The organism is Noviherbaspirillum sp., assembly GCF_036846085.1.
Lineage (GTDB): Bacteria > Pseudomonadota > Gammaproteobacteria > Burkholderiales > Burkholderiaceae_D > Noviherbaspirillum.
Genome location: NZ_DAIUCO010000022.1, coordinates 1 through 17,467, shown reverse-complemented (window position 1 = coordinate 17,467; position 17,467 = coordinate 1). Strand labels below are relative to the sequence as shown.

Genomic DNA, 17,467 nt, shown 5'->3' with positions numbered 1-17,467 from the left:
ACCTGGCGCATAAGCGCGATAAGCGCAACGGATCTTTGCAGACAAATTGCGGTGGAGCGGGTTGATCTGTGCCCAGGCTTGAATGGCTGGCCAAGGCTTACCTAGCGCTTTGAAGCCATATCGGGTGATTCGGCATGCAGTCGGACAGCATTCAATACGCAGTGCCATCCTTGCGAAAGAACTTCCATTTCCCATCCACCATGCGTGCGGCGATGTCGTCATCCGGATAGACCGCTTCGTCACCCGGCGTCCGGTCGCCGACCTCCAGGTAGACGACCTCCTCGTCCGTATCGTTCATCAGGCAATGCGCATTGCCCGTACCCGCCTTGAAGCCCGCGCACATGCCGGCTTGCAAGGAGGTTCGTCCCTGATCGGTGAGCAAGGACGGATTTCCGGAGATGACGTAGATCCATTCATCCTGCTTCGTGTGCGCATGCCGCAATGCGGACACGGCACCGGGCGCCAGCGTCGTGAGATTGACGCCGAAGTTGGTCAGTCCGAACATGTCGCCCAGTGCGCGCTTGATGCGACCTTGCATTTTCGATGCATAAGGCTGCGGATAATTGGATGGTGTCGTGCGGGGCGGCACATCCATGGCATGCAATGCAGTAACCGGTTGTTCGTCTTTCATCGTCATCCTTTCGGGCCGGGGATCGGTTGGCATTTTATCCCGCGTCGCCATAGCCGCATCCGCTTTCTGCAGTGACGTTCGTTCCAGGAACATGACGCGTCAGGCAGCACTCTTGACATCCGCGCCGTCATCCGCACAGTGCGAGCAGGCGGACAATGTCGACGCTCCGGCCGGGCTCCAGCAGCGCAATGAAAGCCCATCCGCCTATCAATACATGCGCGATGAGCAAAAGCACTGAAGCCTTACCCATTTGATTGTCTCTTCCGTCTTTCATTGTTCCAGCTCACGCGGCTTGCAGACGGGAGAGTTGCCGGTCATCGATCGGAAAGTGAAGCGCGGCCGCAACGAGCCCCAGCACGATTGCACCCAGCCATACCAGGTCGTATGACCCGGTGACATCGAACACCACGCCGCCCAGCCACGCACCCATGAATCCGCCGACCTGATGACCGACGAACACGAAGCCAAACAAGGTGGTCAGGTACTTCACGCCGAATACCTGGGACACCAATCCATTGGTCAATGGCGCCGTTCCCAGCCATAGCAAGCCCATGACGAGCGAGAAGCCGTACAAGGTCCATTCATTCAACGGCAGCACCACGAATGCGGCAATCGCGACCGACCTTGTCAGGTAATTGTAGGCAAGCAGGTGCTTGCGCCGGTATTTCATGCCGAGTACACCGGAATAGTATGTGCCGGCGATATTGGCCAGTGCGATCAGCGATAACGCAATGACGGCGTGCCGTCCGTTCATGCCCTTGTCCATGAGATACGCCGGCAGATGCCCGGCGATAAAGGCGAGCTGGAAGCCGCATGCCAGAAATCCGAGATTCAGCAACCAGAAGCCCTTATGTGAAAATGCTTCGGCCAGCGCCTCGCGCATCGATTGCTCCTTTCGTTCCGCGGGCAGCGAATCGTGTCGCTCCGCCAGGGCGCTCGACAATGGGGATGCAGCGAGGAGCACACCGCCGAGGATGACCAAGGCGATGAGCCAGCCGAAATCGGAGATGAAGATTTGCGCCGCCGGCACCATGGCGAATTGGCCGAGTCCGCCTACCGCGCCTGCCAGTCCGAGCGCCCAGCCGCGGCGTTCGGGCGCCACCAGCCGGCTCAGCGCACCATACACGGTGCCGAACGATGTCGCCGACAGGGCCGCCCCGATCATTACGCCGCAGGTCAGCAACAAGCCGAGGCTGCTGGCCGAATGCGCCATCAGATATAGGCCCGCGGCATACGTCACGCAACCGGCCAGCAATACTTTTGCAGAGCCGAACTTGTCCGCGATCATGCCGGCAAACGGCATGAGCAGGCCCCATACCAAGTTCTGCAATGCCATCGCCAATGCAAAATCCTCGCGGCTCCAGCCGCGATCACCCGTCATCGGCAGCAGGAACAATCCCATCACATGCCGCACGCCGAGCGACAGGCCCATGATGATGCCGCCGCAGACGACGATGGCCAGCGGTGTTTTCCAGGATCGGTTGATTGTCATGTTCTCTCCAGTTGACCGGATGCGCGTTGCATAAGGATGCTGCGGGCGACGGTGGGTGTATTGCAATGCAGTGTATCGGGGCGCAATATCAACGCAACCGCAATTTATGCATGGATCGCATGAGTCCTGTGCATGGATGGCCGGACGAGCCCCGAGGAGAAATGCAGCCGCGGGATCAATCAAAGCGGAAGATGACGGATTCGTAAAATCGAGATGTAGCCCTGCTCTTCATTTGCAGCCTGCCTAGACGGGCGATTGGATTCGATAGGAAACAGGCATTCGTATGCTTGCAGCGCATGACTGATGTGCAGAAATTGCGTTTGACCCTCTCGTCGGTCCCGATACACTTTGCCCGGATTGACGGCCTGTTGGACAGTCATGAAGAGCGGCCGCATCAACTCGAATGACGAACGCGTGCAGACGCGTCCTGCGGCGAAAGGTGAATCATGGAGACGAGAATGCTTGGTAACGGTGTGGTCGGCAATCTGGGATATCTGGCGGCGCCCCGCGAGCGTGCATTCCAATACATGCATGCGCCTCCCGAAGGAACGGAACAAACGAATTGCGGATACGATATGCGCCCCTGCCGCATTTCCAATGCGCGGCTGGTCGCCTCATCGGTTTCTCTTGAGACGACCGGCTTCCAGTTATACGACGCGCCGTCAATGGTGACGGATTTCCACGATCAGGAGCAGATCACTGACAACTATTACCGCGAGGCCGAAGAGATCGCAAGGCATGTGACGGGAGGCGTGAAGGCCATCGTCTTCGATCATCTGCTGCGCCAGCGCGAGAAGGGGCGACCGGCGCTGGGGATGGGACGCCACGGGGATGGATCCAACCCGTCTGCGGTCGGCCGCGTGCATAACGACTATTCCGAACGTTCGGGCAAACGGCGCCTGAACATGGTCTTGCCCGATACCCATTCGGACTTTCCCTTCGTCATTCTCAATCTGTGGCGGCCGGTGTCTTATCCGGCGGTCGACACGCCGCTGGCGGTGTGCGATGCGCGCAGTTTTCCCAGGCGGGACTGGCTGGAGTGCGACATCATTTACCCGGACAGGAAAGGCGAGATCTACCTCGGCAGGCACTCAAGCGATCATCACTGGTACTACTACCCGGAAATGCATCCCGGCGAAGTGCTGGCATTCAAAACCTATGACTCCCGGTCGGACGTCCCTGCAAGGATGACGCCGCATTGTGCGTTCGATGACTGGACCGCACCGAGGGATGCGCCGCCGCGGCGCAGCATGGAAGTCCGATGCCTTGTCATCCTGGAGTAAGGCACGTCATCGACGAAACCGGCTTTAACGACAGCGATGGCATGCCAGAACGACGCCATGTATTCGACTTGCCTGCGAGCCTAAACCCGAAAGTCGAATCGCCTCGGTCCGGCGCTGACGTTTTCAGCGACTCGCTCCCCGCAACATCGCAGGAAATCCCTGCTGGCCCATCCAACTTCGCATTTTGCGAATATTTAATGCTGTAAATTTCGCTTTTCCGGGATTTAGGTTTTTACTATAATCCTCCCCGGCTTCATCAGCCTTTCTGAAGCGAAACAGCCATGCGATCGAATTTGTTGCTTTACATCATTTGCGTATGCCTTATTCTTACGCTCGTTGTGGCGCAAGTCCCAAGTCCTTATTGCCATGAATTAAGCAGTCCAGCCAATATGCCTGAAGCATCCCATACCTGAACCAGGAGAACCGAGTCCATTATGAAACGCGTCATTCTTTTCCTTGCCACGAACCTCGCTATCATGCTTGTTCTCGGCATTACCGCGAGTCTGTTAGGCGTCAACAAATTCCTGACCGCAAACGGGCTGAATCTCGGCGCCCTGCTCGCGTTCGCCGCGCTCATGGGCTTTGGCGGCGCATTCATTTCCCTGTTTCTCTCCAAGCCGATCGCCAAATGGTCGACCGGCGCGCGCGTCATCGACCAGCCTTCGAATTCGACCGAGCTCTGGTTGATGGATACCGTTGCACGGCAGGCACAGAAAGCCGGCATCGGCATGCCGGAAGTCGCCATCTACGAAGGGGAGCCAAATGCGTTTGCCACCGGTGCGACAAAGAACAGTTCCCTGGTGGCGGTATCGACCGGATTGCTGCAGTCGATGACCCGGGAGGAAGTCGAAGCCGTGCTGGCGCACGAAGTCGCGCACATCGCCAACGGCGACATGGTCACGCTGACCCTGATCCAGGGTGTCGTGAATACCTTCGTGATATTCCTTGCCCGCGTGGTCGGCTACCTCGTCGACCAGTTCCTGCGCCGGAACGACGAAGAGAGCAGCGGACCGGGCATCGGGTACACCGTTACCGTCATCGTATGTGACATTCTGTTCGGCATCCTCGCAAGCATCATCGTTGCCTGGTTCTCGCGCCAGCGCGAGTACCGTGCCGACCGGGGTGCCGCAAACATCCTCGGCACGCCGAGGAACATGATCGCTGCCTTGCAGCGCCTTGGCGGCCTGTCGCAAGGCGAGCTGCCGAAGAACCTCGCCGCATCCGGTATCTCCGGCGGCGGCGGGTTGATGGCCCTGTTCAGCAGTCATCCGCCGATCGAAGACCGCATTGCCGCCTTGCGGGGCTAATTCCGGTGACAGCGCTCCTGCCCGCTGCCCCAGGGGCAGGAGCAATCAAATTGAATGCGAGCCGATGTGCCGCCGCGCAATGATACCGGCGATGTTATTCGAGTTGCAGCGGCAGGTTCGCAGGAACAGGAACGACCGTCACGCTGTTCTGCGGGCTTCCTTCGATAAGGCGATCGGAATAGACAAGATAGACAAGGGCATTGCGTTTCGCATCCGCCATCCGCACGACACGGACTCGTTTGAACAGCAAGGATGCTCTTTCCGTAAAGACTTCCTCCTGCTTGGGCAGCTTGCCATTCAAACGGATGTCGCCGACCTGGCGGCACGCGACCGACGCTTCCGCCTTGTCTTCGGCAATGCCGAGCGCGCCTTTGATGCCCCCTGTTTTTGCACGTGAAAGATAACAGCTCACGCCACTCACCTTCGGGTCGTCGAACACGTCGACGACAATCTTGTGGTCCGGGCCGATGAGCTTGAATACCGTATCCACCTCACCAATGGTTTCGGCCAGCGCGCCGCCTGCTGCCAGGGAAAGTAAAAAGAAACAAGCCGTTTTGCTAAACATTGATCTCTCCGTTGCTGCGGTGTTTTTCAATCCGTACAATTAGATGCTCTGAACGGTAACGCATTCTGTCAATATCTGACCTTGCCACATCATTTTTCGCTGAATGAAACCAACTGAAAGCAACCGCAAACCGCGGCGCCCCCGGCGCTGGAAACAGCATATTCCAACGCAGGAGAGCATTCTTACCTATCGGGCGCTCAAGCCGGTGCACCGATTCCTGGATCATCATTGCCTGTGGCAGTTCAACCGGCGTTCGGTGGCGGGCGGTGCAGCCGTCGGACTGTTTTTCGCGATCGCGTTTCCGATTGCGCAGATCCCGCTTGCAGCCATCGCCGCCATCCTGTTCAAGGTCAATCTTCCGGTCGCCGTGTTCGGCACCTTGTTGTCCAACCCGTTCACGACCCCGGCCTTGCTGTACCTGGCGTATCAGTTGGGTGCGTTCCTCGTCGGAGGGGATCCATCCGATGCCGCTGCGGTGGCGAATTCCCAGGCTGCCGTATTCGACTACAGTAACTTCGGTTCCCTCCTCGAATGGATGCGCCATTCGCTGACATGGATTCAATCCGTCGGCATGTCGCTGATCACCGGTCTGGTCGTACTCTCGGTATTGCTCAGCATATTCGGATATGTCGCAGTACATGCGATTTGGCGCTTCCGGTCCGTATCGCGCTGGCGCACCCGGTGCACGGAACGCAGCCGCACCAAAGCCGGTTGTGCCACCGAAGAATCGGCAAGCTGACAGGAAGCAAGCAGGTCGGTCAGCCGCCACACTTGCAATCCGACGAAGGAAAGGCGCACCGCCCTGCGCCCTTCCAGGTTGTTTCACTCAGCGATCGACAAAGTATTGCAGCGCTTCACGCACTGCAAGTCCGCTCCCGCCGATCAGGATAGAGAAGTAAATGATCGTTCCCAGGTTGCTGATGTAACCGAGCAGAATGCAGACCCCATCCCGTTGCACGATGCCGACCGCAAGGCAGAGCAGCGCCAATGCCGGCAGTGTATTGCTGAAGGGGATCAATCCGAAAGGCATCATGAGCAATACTGCGCCCAGTATCAGTGCGCAGCTGTTCAATACACCGACCGGCCCGTCGGCGGCCAGCCAGTGCATGCGCCGCGGCCGGCTGATTTTCTCCAGGCGGTGCAGCCAGACGAGCGCACGCCGGAAAACCGGCAACAGCTTGTCCGTCGAAATGACGCGGCCCTGGAACGATGCCGGCACCCACAACTCCCGGTGAAAAAGGCGGCTCACCGCGATCAGCAGAATTGCCGCGCCAAACACGGTGCTGACACCGGGTATGGAAACCGGGATAAGAAACACCAGGGACAGCAATGCGGTCAGCACCATCAGGCCATCCTGCCCGACGAGCTGCAGGAGATGACGCAAGGTCACGCCGTCAGTGGGCAACTCTTCGATGATCGCATTCAGTTTTTCGGTCAGCGGTTCCGTCTCGATGGCTGCCGATCGATCACCATTTACATGAAGCTTTTGCACGTTATCCGATACCTTTCAAAAGAGGGCTTGCGAAGCGCCTGAACTATATCCTGCCGGATGTCCGGCGCGGGCAGCCCGATAGTGCGCCGTCATACGTTCGTCATGATCCGCCTGCATGCCGGAGCGACTCGACTCCAGGCGTTGACCGGAAAATCCAGCCGGCAACCGCCTCCAATGCAATTTGCTCTCCGGCGAACTGCTGCAGGGAAGTGCACGCGAGATTGTCGGCATGGCGAGGAGAACGAGAACTCGATGGACATTTTGCGCGACAGGCTGGACGGCATGCCGGCAATGAGGGCTGCACCCGACAGTGGATGAAACCAAATCTAAAAGCGCAGTCTAGCGTGCTTCATTCATGGAGGGCATTGTTGTTGCGCAAAAATACCGGCATGAGCACCCGGTCCCATCCGATCTGAAATGTTTCTTCATTGGCACTCCTGTCACACCGGCAGATTGACCGGCGGCGCAGTAGCGATCCGCAATGACACCACCACGTCGCCGGCATGACCGTCAGGCCTGCTGGCGACACGCCCGGCGATACGGGTCCGCGATCGTCCGGTGCCAGTCCGGACGTGCCCCGGAGGTGCACATGTTCAGTGGCTTTCGTCGCCCGCCTGGTAGGCGTTCAGCGTGCCGTTGATGACGGAGACAGAGTATTGCTCGATATTCCCGTCCTCGCCGCCGGACCACCGCCGCATGTCGAACGGTCCCGCACCGTCGAGGCGCTGTATTTCGATGTCCCTGTGCGTGAGCGGGACGTTCGGTTGCAGGACTTCGGGCGGTGTGTTGGCTTCGAGAAAAAACACCGGTCCCTGGCCCACCTTCTGCCCCCAGCCGTTCTCCACCAGCAGCGCCGTTCCGACGCTGACACCGATGCCGCGCACCGACTTCGTGCGGCCGTCGCCCACGAGCCGGGACATGAAGGTGATCAGGCGGCCGATACGGTCGCGCGTGTCGAAATGGCTGTCGGTAATGACATTCGTCAGATACGGCAGCGCGAGGAAATCATGACTGAGGGTGATCGCCTGATCGAAGGGGTCGGCCATGGCCGCGGCGGAACGGATCGGTCCGCGTTCCGCGGTGAACGCGTACTCGCCGAGAATGGCCAGGCCGGCGCTGAAGCCGGCGATCGGCACGTTATTGGCAGCAAGATCGTGTATCGCACGTTCGAGCGGTGTACCTTTCCAGGACCGGACGTAGTCGCCCTGGTTTCCCCCCGCGATGAAGAGCGCTTCGGCATTGCGCACACGACCGATGACGAACGGATCATTCGCCGCTTCCCGGCTGGGAATGACCAGTGTTTCGACGGAAGAAGCCCCGCCCAGCGAATACAAATAATCGTTGTAGACATCCGACCCGGTGGCGCGGATCACGACGAAGTTGCCGCCGCCGCCTTTGCCGATCATCCACTGGAACGCTTCAGGTACCGACCTGCCGCCACCCATCAATACGAGGGAAGGAAACGCCGGCTTGGGCCGCTTCACATCGGCGGGATCGCCGACAAGGGAATGCTGATAGGGCGGCGCCGGGAGCGCCGGTTCGTCCGCAGCAGCCTGGCCGCTCGCCGTCAGGATGATCGCGGCAACGAGGTGGCGCCACCACCTGCCAGGCAGCGTGTGCGTCATGGATTGTTTCCGATTTGTTCGCCCTTCATCGACCATCTTTTCCTCCGGTACGCCGCCTGCCTGCATTTTATCCGGATGATTGACCATGCAATGTCGGATCGGTTCGTATAAGACATGCGCTGACCGTCCGGAAAATGAATAGTTTACCGGGGAAAATTTTATTAAGCAGATGTTGAGAATTTGACGCTGGATCAGCTATGAAGAAGCGTTATCCGATAACAGCGGTCATGCTCAGGATGCAACAGGTTATTGCAGCGGTTGGAGAGTATCTGTCGTAGACGGAATGGAAATACCCAGGGTGTCATTGCACCAGTGCCCATGAGCCTCATTGGTAAACTCGAAATAGCGCCTGCCCTGCCTGATGGAGAATTCTGCCAGTTGCCCGCCCGTGCCCCAGGTGGTGCAGATCACCCCGCGCGCTGACAGTTTTTCCCGCAGCAATTCATAGTGCCGGGATTCGTGGTCCGGAATATTGGCGGTGTCATGGAAGAACAGGTCGATGCCCGCAGGCGCATGGGCCAGTGTCACTTCGCTGTGGCCCAGTTCGAATTCGACGAGCGCCTGATAATCGGGCGGCAGTTGCCTCAGCAGCTTTCCGGCATTCGGATTCATGTCCACCGTGATCAGCCGCCCTACCCGTCCTTCTTCGGCATTGAGCTTCAAGGCGTGCAGCAGCAACAGGGAACCGAGGCCGTGCGCCGTGCCGGCCTCGAAAACGAGACGCGGCTTGAGCACCCGCACAAGGCAGAAGTAAAGAAGCTGCCGGCCGACCCGCAATTCACGGTCGGTCAGATTGCGCAGCACCTTGTCCTGGTTGCGCGCCGCCTGGTAGATGGCCTGCAACAGCGGGATGCGATCGACCTCGCCGCAATAGCGCAGCACCTCGTCCACAGATATGCCGTCCAGGTGATTGGCCAGCAACACCGCCAGCCGCCGGGTCGATGCATCGGTGTGGTGAAATGAATAGTTGCATACTTCACGCGACAGAAATGCCAGCCGGGTGAACCGCGCCATCTGGGGCCGCATGAACAGCCGGTAGACCTTGAACAGCTTGACGGGTATCAGCGCGATCCACACGCCGGGCAAGCCAAGCACGACGAACTTGACGCGTATGCGCAGTGATGGGGATCGCTGAACGGGGTGGGCGGACGATACCCCTTGGGTGAGTACATGGACCGATGCGTCAATCGGCGCAGCCAACGGCACGGCGCTGGCTGCATTTGCATTGTCTTGAGCGGAAAGGCGCGAACGGATCGGCATAGGCAGCGCTCACCTTGCATGGTTGCAGGTCTGTCAACGCAGACTAGCATTACAGCCATGCAATTTATTGCGAAAGCTCAACCGGGTCCTATGTTGAATGCAAGGCGCTCAACTCGCGACTGCCGCACATCCTCACCGCCGTATCGAGCCCCATCGGCTTTGCAACATAGAACCCCTGGATCGTCGATACGCCCAGTTCACGCAGCGCATGCATTTCCGCCGCGGTTTCCACGCCTTCGGCGACGATGCCGGCGCCGGTATCCTTCGAGAAGCGTGCGAAGGCGGCGGCCAGCGCGCGCCGGGATATGTCGGTATCGACATTGCGGGTCAGGCTGATATCGAGCTTGATGCGGTCCGGCGCGAGATTGAGAATGTGGCGGAAGCTGGCATAGCCAGCGCCGGCATCGTCGACCGCGACCTGCAGGCCCCGGTTGCGGAAGGGGCGGATCGCGTCCGCCAGGTCGTCGTAGTGCTCCACCACCGCATGCTCGGTGATTTCCAGCACCAGCCTGTCCAGCGGTACGTCCTGCAATAACTCGTCCAGCGCACCGGCGATGACGTGCTCGGGTGACATGTTGATCGACACATAGACACCCTCCGGAAAATGCCGCAGCGACTGGATCGCAAGGCGGATCGCCTTGGCTTCCAGTTCGGCGCCGCGGCCGACTTCATTGGCCTCGCGGAACCAGACATCGGGACTGCGCACCAGCGCGCCGCTGAAGCGCGACAGCGCCTCGAAACCGATGGCGACCTGCTGTTCCAGGTCGTAGATGGGCTGGTAGACCATCGACAGGGTGTCGTTGAGGATGACGGCATCGATGCGCTCTTCCAGTTCGCGCAGGCGCGCCGCGGTGGCGCGTTCGCTATCGATCAACTGGGCGGCGATGTCGGCGAACACCCGCATCATGTTGAGGTCGCGTTCATCGAGCATCTGGTGCGGGGAATAACTGAAACAGCAGAACGTGCCGTAGATCCTGCCGTTGGCCGTGCGGATCGGCACGCTGAGGTGGCCGCCGACAGGCAGCGCATGCGTGGCGGGCAGCGCAGCGGCGACCGGATTTTCCCTGGCGTCGCGCATCAACTCGGGCAGGCGGCCATCGACGACGCGCTGGCAATACGACTCTTCCAGTGGATCGCTTGCGTCAGGCTGGACGGGATTGTCGGGACTGGCGGGGTCGACCTGCCGAAAGGTACGCCGTCCATTTTCAAACTCGGATATGAATGCAACATCCATCTTCAGGTGTTGCCGGATGGCGCTCAGCATCTGGGGAAGGGATTTGTGATTTGCTTCGCTGGAACCCGATCGGATTCCGGCCAGCAATATTGTAGATAGCTCCAATTGCGTCTCCTGCGCTGTATACGGATTCGTACTGACTCAGAATACATAGCACTGCGCTAGTTCGATTGGGAAAACACAAAGTTGTGCAAGTTGCCGTACCGATATTGCGCCGCAGCCGGCAGGTGCGGCATGCCGTACTTTTGGACACAGGACGAGTGTTGTAATTTTTTGCTCCCGTGACACGTCTTGCCCGTGTATTTTCATGCTGGCACCGAAAGCGCTGCTCCTGATCACCGCCGGCAAACCGACGGTGGATGTCATTCGCGCCCATAACGAACAGGTGACGGGCGCTTCCTGAGGTAAGTTGCGCAGTCGATGCTTCCCGTCTGCGGGACGTTTTTTTCGCCGCCGTTTCACGCACGGTGCGCTTCAACCATCTACTGAGCCGTCACATACTGCACCGCCCCGCTCGCCGGCGACTGCATGAGTGCATTTTTCATGAACGCCGTTTCGCTTGCCGGCGTGCGACCGAAAAACCGCTTGAACTCCCGACTGAACTGCGAGTTGCTTTCATAGCCGACATGCGCTGCCGCGGTCGCGGCGCTCATGCCATCCTGCACCATCAGCAGGCGCGCCTTGTGCAAACGAGTGGTTTTAAGGTATTGGATCGGCGAAGTCATCGTCACCGCCTTGAAATGCGCATGAAATGCCGCGACGCTCATGCCGGCCTCGGCGGCGAGCGTATCCACATCCAGGTCGCCGTGGTAGTCCGCATGGATGCGGCGGAGGGCCTTGCCGATTTTGCCGAACTGGCTATGGTGCGTCAGTGCGGCCCGTAGCGCAGGGCCCTGCTCTCCTGTCAGCACCCGGAAATAAATCTCCCGCACGATGGACGGGCCAAGAATACGGGCGTCGAGTGGTGACCTCAGGGCATCCAGAAGCCGCAGCACAGCATCGCTCAGATTGCCATCCAAAGGCGTCGAGCAGATGCCGACCGGTACAGCCAGCGTATGCCGCTGGGTCTCGTCGAGGGCCAGCGCCAGTTCCGCTGCAACCGACAGATTGATGCGTATGGCGACCGCCAGCATCGGCTCGGCCGGGCTGGCCATGGTTTCACTTTCAAACGGAAGCGGCACCGAAAGAACCAGGAACTGCTGCGCGTCGTAGGTGTAGATCCTGTCGTTGACATAGCCGCGCTTGCGTCCCTGGCATACGACCACGATGCTCGGCTCGTACAGTACCGGCGTGCGCGGCAACGAATGGTTCGAGCGCATAAACCGCACGCCGTCGAGCGCGGATAGCGTATATCCCTCGGACGGCGCCAGCGTCCCCAGCAAGTCGATCATGCGCGCCTGGCGTGATGCGGCCTGACCGGTATTTTGATTGCCTGCATTCATCAATGCGTCTCCAGGAATCCATGGACAGGCGCCAATTTAACCATGTGTTTGCCGTCGATTCCATGCCCTAAGAGGATTAGGCAATAGATCGACAATTCTCGGCATTCATTTCTCCACATCCGGCTCGTAGACTTCCCTCATCGCAGCGCCGCCGGTCGTGCCTGCGGATCGCTTGCTTCCTCTCCGCACTTCACTTTTTAAAGGAATGCCATGAACAACAGACCTTTTTCCCTGAGTATTCTCGCGCTATCACTATTTGCTGCAACCGCGGGTGCGGACGATGCTGCCGGAGATCGGCGCACGAAAGGTGAGGCCACCATCGCGAAACTGTCTGGCGGCGCCGGGCAACCGGTGTTGAATGCGCTGCGCCAGGATTTCCCGGTCCTGGCGGACGGCATCGTCGATTACTCGCTCGGCGACGTGTGGTCACGCGGGGTACTCGACGACCGCACGCGCCAGCTTGCGGCAGTCGCCGCATTCGCCGCACAGGGCAATGTGACCGTCCTGAAAATCCACGCGGGTTATGCATTGAAGCTCGGTGCGACGGAAGAGGAACTCAAGGAAATCGTCTACCTGACAACGGTCACGGCGGGTTTTCCGCGCGCCATCGATGCGGCGCAGGCACTGAGGGAATTGTTTGCCGCACAGCGCGCCGACAGTGCACCGCGCTGATCGCGCAACAGTCTTTTCAACCATCTAGCAGGAGCATCCCATCATGAACAACATCGAATCCGGCATCATCAAGAATAAAGTCGTCCTGATTACCGGCGCCAGCAGCGGTATTGGCGAAGCGACCGCCCGTCATCTTGCGCACAGGGGCGCCCACGTGGTAATGGGCGCGCGCCGCACCGACCGGCTGGAGTCGCTTTCCGCGGACATCCGGGCGAACGGTGGATCGGCACGGTATCGTGCGCTCGACGTCACACGGCTGGAAGATATGCAGGGCTTCGTCGACTTCGCCCAGGCCGAATTCGGCCGGGTCGATGTGATGATCAACAATGCCGGCGTGATGCCGCTATCGAAGCTGGAAGCACTCAAGGTCGATGAATGGAACCGGATGATCGACGTCAACATCCGTGGCGTGCTGCATGGCATCGCCGCCGCCCTGCCGATCATGCAGAAGCAGCGCGCCGGCCAGTTCCTCAACATGGCGTCAATCGGTGCGCATGCCGTCAGCCCGGCCGCGGCAGTCTACTGCGCGACCAAGTATGCGGTGCTGGCGATCTCGGAAGGATTGCGGCAGGAGGTGGGCAGCGACATCCGGGTCACGGTGGTGTCCCCGGGCGTCACCGAATCGGAGCTGGCGGAGTCCATTTCCGATCCGACGGGACGGGAGGAAATGCGCACTTTCCGCAAGGTCGCCATTCCATCCGACGCGATCGCCCGTGCCGTCGCCTACGCGATCGAGCAGCCGGCGGATGTCGATGTGAGTGAAATCATCGTGCGCCCGACCGCCAGCATGTACTGAAGCGCGATTTCACCATTACGCGACCGCCACGAGCCGGTCCAGCACCTCCGGCGCACGCAGCAGGCTTTCGCTGTCGGAATCGTGCACGATGCGCCCGCGGTCGAGCACGATCGCACGCCTGGTAATCGATAGCGCCATGCGTGCATGCTGTTCGACCACGATCACCGACATGCCCTTGTCGACGATCAGGGCTCGCAGGGCACGCAGCAATTCCTGCACGATGATCGGCGCCAGCCCTTCCATCGGTTCGTCGAGCAGCAGCAGCTTCGGGTTGACCATCAGCGCCCTGGCGATGGCCAGCATCTGCTGTTCGCCGCCGGACAACTGGCTGCCGAGGTTGCCGCGCCGCTCTTCAAGGCGCGGGAACATCTGGTAGATCTTCTTCACATCCCATTCGCCGGGCCGCGCCACGACCGTGAGATGCTCTTCCACCGTCAATGAAGGGAACATGAAGCGTTCCTGCGGCACCCAGCCCAGGCCGGCCTGCGCACGGGCATGCGTCGGCACGCGGCCGATGTCGGCGCCCCGCCAGCGTATCGTGCCGCCGTGCTGGCGGGTCAGACCCATCAGCGTGATCAGCAGCGTGCTCTTGCCGACGCCGTTGCGGCCCAGCAGCGCCAGGCTGTCGCCTTCCTGCATGGCGAACGAGATGTCCTCCAACACCACCGATTCGCCATAGCCGGCGGTGACCTTGTCGAGCGCGAGCAGTTCAGCCATGTTCCGCCTCCCCCAGATAGACTTCCTTCACGCGGGGATCGGCGGCGATCTCCGCCGGCGTGCCTTCGGTCAGCACCCTGCCGCCGACCATCACCGTGATGCGCTCGGCGAAACGGAATACCAGCCCCATGTCATGCTCGATGAAAACCACGGTGACATCGCGCGGCAGGCGGGCGATGACATCGAACAGTTCGGCGCTTTCGGCAGCCGGGATGCCGGCCGCCGGTTCGTCGAGCAGCAGCACCTTCGGCCTGGTGGCCAATGCCAGCGCAATCTCGACCAGCCTCTGCTTTCCGTACGGCAGATTGCGGGTGACCGCATGGGCATCGCGATCCATCTTCAGCGACGCCAGCAGCGCCATCGCCTCATCGGCTTCTTCCTGGTGCCGGGCGACGGTTTTGTGCCAGGTGAACTGCAGTCCCCTGCGCTCGAAAATCGCCAGCATCACCGATTCCAGCACGGTCAATCCGGCGAACAGGGTATTGATCTGGAACGTGCGCGTCATTCCGCGCTTGACCCGCTGGTGCTGCGGCAAGGCGGTGATGTCCTGGCCGCCGAAGAACACCTTGCCCGAGGTGGGCGGCAGGCTGCCGGTGAGCAGGTTGATGAAGGTCGTCTTGCCGGCGCCGTTGGGGCCGATCAGCGCATGCCGTCCGCCGGATTCGAAGGACAGGTTCACGTCGCTGTTGGCCTTGAACGCCCCCCACTGCTTGGAGAGGCCCTCGGTACGCAGGATGGCATCAGTCTTCGCGCTCATTTCCTGCCTCCCTTCGGCTGGAACCGGTCGCGTATCTTTTCCAGCCCGCCGAGGATGCCGCCGCGGGCGAACAGCACGATCACGATCAGCAGCAAGCCGATCCAGAACTGCCAGTACGCCGGATTAAGGCCGGCGATGTAATCCTGCGCCAGCATGAACACCATCGCGCCGATCAGCGCGCCGTAGAGCCGGCCCGTGCCGCCGAGCACGAGGATGATCACCAGTTCCGCCGAGCGGGCGAAGCTGAGGCTGTCGAGGCCGACGAACTGCGTGGTCTGCGCCAGCAGCGCGCCGGCGATGCCGGCAACGGCCGCGCCGATGGTGAATGCCACCGTAAGTCGCCGTTGGACATTGGCGCCGATGGCCGGCATCCTGCGCCCGCCCTCGCGGATGCCGACAAGGCCGAGCCCGAACGGCGAATGCACGACGCGCCGCAGCAACGCGAACAGGATCAGCAGCACGGCGAAGCTGTAGAAGAAGGCAGTCTTGCCGTACAGGTCGAATTCGAAGATGCCGAACAGCTTGCCGACCATCATGCCCTGCAGGCCGTCGACGCCGCCGGTGATGAAGGCCGCCTTGTTGGCCGCTTCGAAGAACATCAGGCCGATGCCGAGCGTGACCATCAGCCGCGTGAGGTCGTTGCCGCGCACCACCAGGAAGCTGACGATGAAGCCGGCCAGCGCCGACAATGCGCCCGCCGCCAGCAGGCCGGAGATCGGCTCGCCCCAGCCATGCACCGACAGCAATCCGGCGGTGTAGGCGCCCAGCCCGAAGAAGGCCGCATGGCCGAGCGACACGATGCCGGCGTAGCCGAGAATCAGGTCGAGCGACAGGGCGAACAGGCCGACGATCATGATCTGGCTGATCAGCACGAGGTAGCCCGGGAACAGGAAATAGGCCAGCAGCGGCGACAGCCAGAAGATGATTTCGAGCGGCCGCCAGCGGTCGTTCGGCAGGCGCATCGCCGGCGACGCGCCGACAGGAGGGGCCAGCGGCGTGGACAGGGTTGTCGGCTTCATGCGCGCCTCCCGAGCAGGCCGGCGGGAAAGAGGATCAGCAGCACCACCATCAGGCCATAGATGACGAACGCGCCGATTTCCGGTACGTAGTATTTGCCCGCCACATCGAAGACACCGAGGATCAGCGCGGCGAACAGCGGTCCCTTGATGGTGCCGGCGCCGCCGACCGCGACCACGAGCAGGAAGTAGACCATGTACTTGATCGGAAATACCGGATCGAGGCCGAGCACATCGATACCTAATCCGCCGCCGAGGCCGGCAAGGCCGGAACCGAGCGCGAAGGTCAGGCTGAAAACCCGGTTGACGTTGATGCCGAGGCCGGCGGACGCCTGCTGGTTATCGACCGAGGCCCGTATCTGGGCGCCGAAGCGGGTGCGTTCGATCAGGTAGCCGAGCGCGAGCGTGACGGCGACGACGATGCCGATGAGGAACAGCCGGTAGGTGCCCACATCGAGGCCGAACAGCGACACCTGGCCGCGCAGCCATTCAGGTAGTGCCACCGGCTGCTGCGTGGGGCCGAAGACATAGGTCGCGCCCGCCACCGCCATGAAGGTCAGGCCAATGGAAAAGAGGACCTGGTCGAGATGGGGCGCCTTGTACAGGTGCCGGTAGAGCGTGCGTTCGAGCAGGAAGCCCACTGCCGCGCTGGCGGCGAATGCCAGCGGCAGGGTCAGCAGGAACGGCATGCCGGCACGGCTCATCAGCACCACGCAGGCATAGCCGCCGAGCATCGCGAACGCGCCGTGGGCAAGGTTGATGAAGTTCATCAGGCCCATGGTGACCGACAGGCCGACGCTGATGAGGAACAGCAGGCTGCCGTAGGCGATGCCGTCGAAGAGGACGCCGAGGAGGTTGGTTAGCATGGTGGTGCGCGGCGGTTGCCGGATTTGACGTGCATGGGTTGTCTCCTATTGTTTTGTTCTTGTAGCCAGCGGTAATTTTGCAAAGACTTTCCACAAATTAAACGTAGGGTCCCCTCCCCCATGCAGGGGGAGGGCTAGGGAGGGGGTAGTGCGGTCGAATCAACGCATGCATTAAATCTACCTTCACACCCCCATCCCAGCCTCCCCCCTACAAGGGGGAAGGGGCTCTTTCTTTATGAACCCGGCGGCCAGTTCATTTGCAGATTCAACGACACACTACCCTGCAGCATCCACCTCCCCAAACACCTCCCC

At 60.6% G+C, this 17,467-nt stretch carries 18 protein-coding genes; 5 read left to right on the top strand and 13 right to left on the bottom strand.

Annotated features, from left to right (window positions below):
- Positions 1-151: 151 nt before the first annotated feature.
- From V7080_RS04475 to V7080_RS04465, 3 genes are all read right to left on the bottom strand, one after another.
- Complete coding sequence (locus V7080_RS04475) at positions 152-631, bottom strand: cupin domain-containing protein (RefSeq protein ID WP_334187203.1); 480 nt, start codon at positions 629-631, stop codon at positions 152-154.
- A 127-nt stretch (positions 632-758) separates the two neighbouring features.
- Positions 759-881 carry a hypothetical protein gene (locus V7080_RS04470; protein WP_334187202.1) on the bottom strand — a complete coding sequence of 41 codons (123 nt, stop codon included), beginning with the start codon at positions 879-881 and terminating at the stop codon, positions 759-761.
- A gap of 33 nt (positions 882-914) precedes the next feature.
- Positions 915-2,123: an MFS transporter gene (locus V7080_RS04465; RefSeq protein ID WP_334187201.1), complete on the bottom strand. Its 1,209-nt coding sequence runs from the start codon at positions 2,121-2,123 to the stop codon at positions 915-917.
- A 458-nt stretch (positions 2,124-2,581) separates the two neighbouring features.
- On the opposite strand from V7080_RS04465, the gene V7080_RS04460 reads away from it, so the two are divergent.
- Both V7080_RS04460 and htpX read left to right on the top strand, forming a co-directional pair.
- Positions 2,582-3,406, top strand: a complete 825-nt coding sequence (locus V7080_RS04460) for a CmcJ/NvfI family oxidoreductase (RefSeq protein ID WP_334187200.1) — start codon at positions 2,582-2,584, stop codon at positions 3,404-3,406.
- A gap of 434 nt (positions 3,407-3,840) precedes the next feature.
- Positions 3,841-4,713, top strand: coding sequence for a protease HtpX (gene htpX, locus V7080_RS04455; RefSeq protein WP_334187199.1), 873 nt, complete (start codon positions 3,841-3,843; stop codon positions 4,711-4,713).
- A 94-nt stretch (positions 4,714-4,807) separates the two neighbouring features.
- Here htpX and V7080_RS04450 read toward each other — a convergent pair whose 3' ends face one another.
- Entirely contained in the window at positions 4,808-5,278 is a 471-nt protein-coding gene (locus tag V7080_RS04450) for a CreA family protein (RefSeq protein WP_334187212.1), read from the bottom strand.
- A gap of 103 nt (positions 5,279-5,381) precedes the next feature.
- On the opposite strand from V7080_RS04450, the gene V7080_RS04445 reads away from it, so the two are divergent.
- On the top strand, positions 5,382-6,017 hold the full coding sequence (locus tag V7080_RS04445) for a DUF2062 domain-containing protein (RefSeq protein ID WP_334187198.1): 636 nt from the start codon (positions 5,382-5,384) through the stop codon (positions 6,015-6,017).
- An 87-nt stretch (positions 6,018-6,104) separates the two neighbouring features.
- On the opposite strand, the gene V7080_RS04440 is transcribed toward V7080_RS04445, so the two are convergent.
- From V7080_RS04440 to V7080_RS04420, 5 genes are all read right to left on the bottom strand, one after another.
- The gene (locus tag V7080_RS04440; protein ID WP_334187197.1) at positions 6,105-6,770 is read right to left on the bottom strand and encodes an exopolysaccharide biosynthesis protein; all 666 of its coding nucleotides are present in this window, start codon (positions 6,768-6,770) and stop codon (positions 6,105-6,107) included.
- A 593-nt stretch (positions 6,771-7,363) separates the two neighbouring features.
- Positions 7,364-8,395: a cyanophycinase gene (locus V7080_RS04435; protein WP_334187196.1), complete on the bottom strand. Its 1,032-nt coding sequence runs from the start codon at positions 8,393-8,395 to the stop codon at positions 7,364-7,366.
- A gap of 246 nt (positions 8,396-8,641) precedes the next feature.
- Complete coding sequence (locus V7080_RS04430; protein ID WP_334187195.1) at positions 8,642-9,655, bottom strand: class I SAM-dependent methyltransferase; 1,014 nt, start codon at positions 9,653-9,655, stop codon at positions 8,642-8,644.
- An 88-nt stretch (positions 9,656-9,743) separates the two neighbouring features.
- On the bottom strand, positions 9,744-10,994 hold the full coding sequence (locus tag V7080_RS04425) for a sensor domain-containing phosphodiesterase (RefSeq protein WP_334187194.1): 1,251 nt from the start codon (positions 10,992-10,994) through the stop codon (positions 9,744-9,746).
- Positions 10,995-11,371: 377 nt separating this feature from the next.
- Entirely contained in the window at positions 11,372-12,331 is a 960-nt protein-coding gene (locus tag V7080_RS04420) for an AraC family transcriptional regulator (RefSeq protein ID WP_334187193.1), read from the bottom strand.
- Positions 12,332-12,541: 210 nt separating this feature from the next.
- On the opposite strand from V7080_RS04420, the gene V7080_RS04415 reads away from it, so the two are divergent.
- Together V7080_RS04415 and V7080_RS04410 are read left to right on the top strand one after the other, a co-directional pair.
- Entirely contained in the window at positions 12,542-13,003 is a 462-nt protein-coding gene (locus V7080_RS04415; protein ID WP_334187192.1) for a carboxymuconolactone decarboxylase family protein, read from the top strand.
- 43 nt (positions 13,004-13,046) lie between these two features.
- Positions 13,047-13,799 carry an SDR family oxidoreductase gene (locus V7080_RS04410; RefSeq protein ID WP_334187191.1) on the top strand — a complete coding sequence of 251 codons (753 nt, stop codon included), beginning with the start codon at positions 13,047-13,049 and terminating at the stop codon, positions 13,797-13,799.
- Between the two features lie 15 nt (positions 13,800-13,814).
- Here V7080_RS04410 and V7080_RS04405 read toward each other — a convergent pair whose 3' ends face one another.
- From V7080_RS04405 to V7080_RS04390, 4 genes are read right to left on the bottom strand one after another with little or no spacing between them, the layout of a single operon-like run.
- Positions 13,815-14,516, bottom strand: a complete 702-nt coding sequence (locus tag V7080_RS04405) for an ABC transporter ATP-binding protein (RefSeq protein WP_334187190.1) — start codon at positions 14,514-14,516, stop codon at positions 13,815-13,817.
- Positions 14,509-15,273 (bottom strand): ABC transporter ATP-binding protein, encoded by a 765-nt coding sequence (locus V7080_RS04400; RefSeq protein WP_334187189.1) that lies wholly within the window; start codon positions 15,271-15,273, stop codon positions 14,509-14,511. The genes V7080_RS04405 and V7080_RS04400 overlap by 8 nt, the downstream gene beginning before the upstream one ends.
- The gene (locus tag V7080_RS04395; RefSeq protein ID WP_334187188.1) at positions 15,270-16,292 is read right to left on the bottom strand and encodes a branched-chain amino acid ABC transporter permease; all 1,023 of its coding nucleotides are present in this window, start codon (positions 16,290-16,292) and stop codon (positions 15,270-15,272) included. Before V7080_RS04395 ends, V7080_RS04400 begins: the two co-directional genes overlap by 4 nt.
- Positions 16,289-17,155 carry a branched-chain amino acid ABC transporter permease gene (locus V7080_RS04390; protein ID WP_334187187.1) on the bottom strand — a complete coding sequence of 289 codons (867 nt, stop codon included), beginning with the start codon at positions 17,153-17,155 and terminating at the stop codon, positions 16,289-16,291. Before V7080_RS04390 ends, V7080_RS04395 begins: the two co-directional genes overlap by 4 nt.
- Positions 17,156-17,467 lie beyond the last annotated feature (312 nt).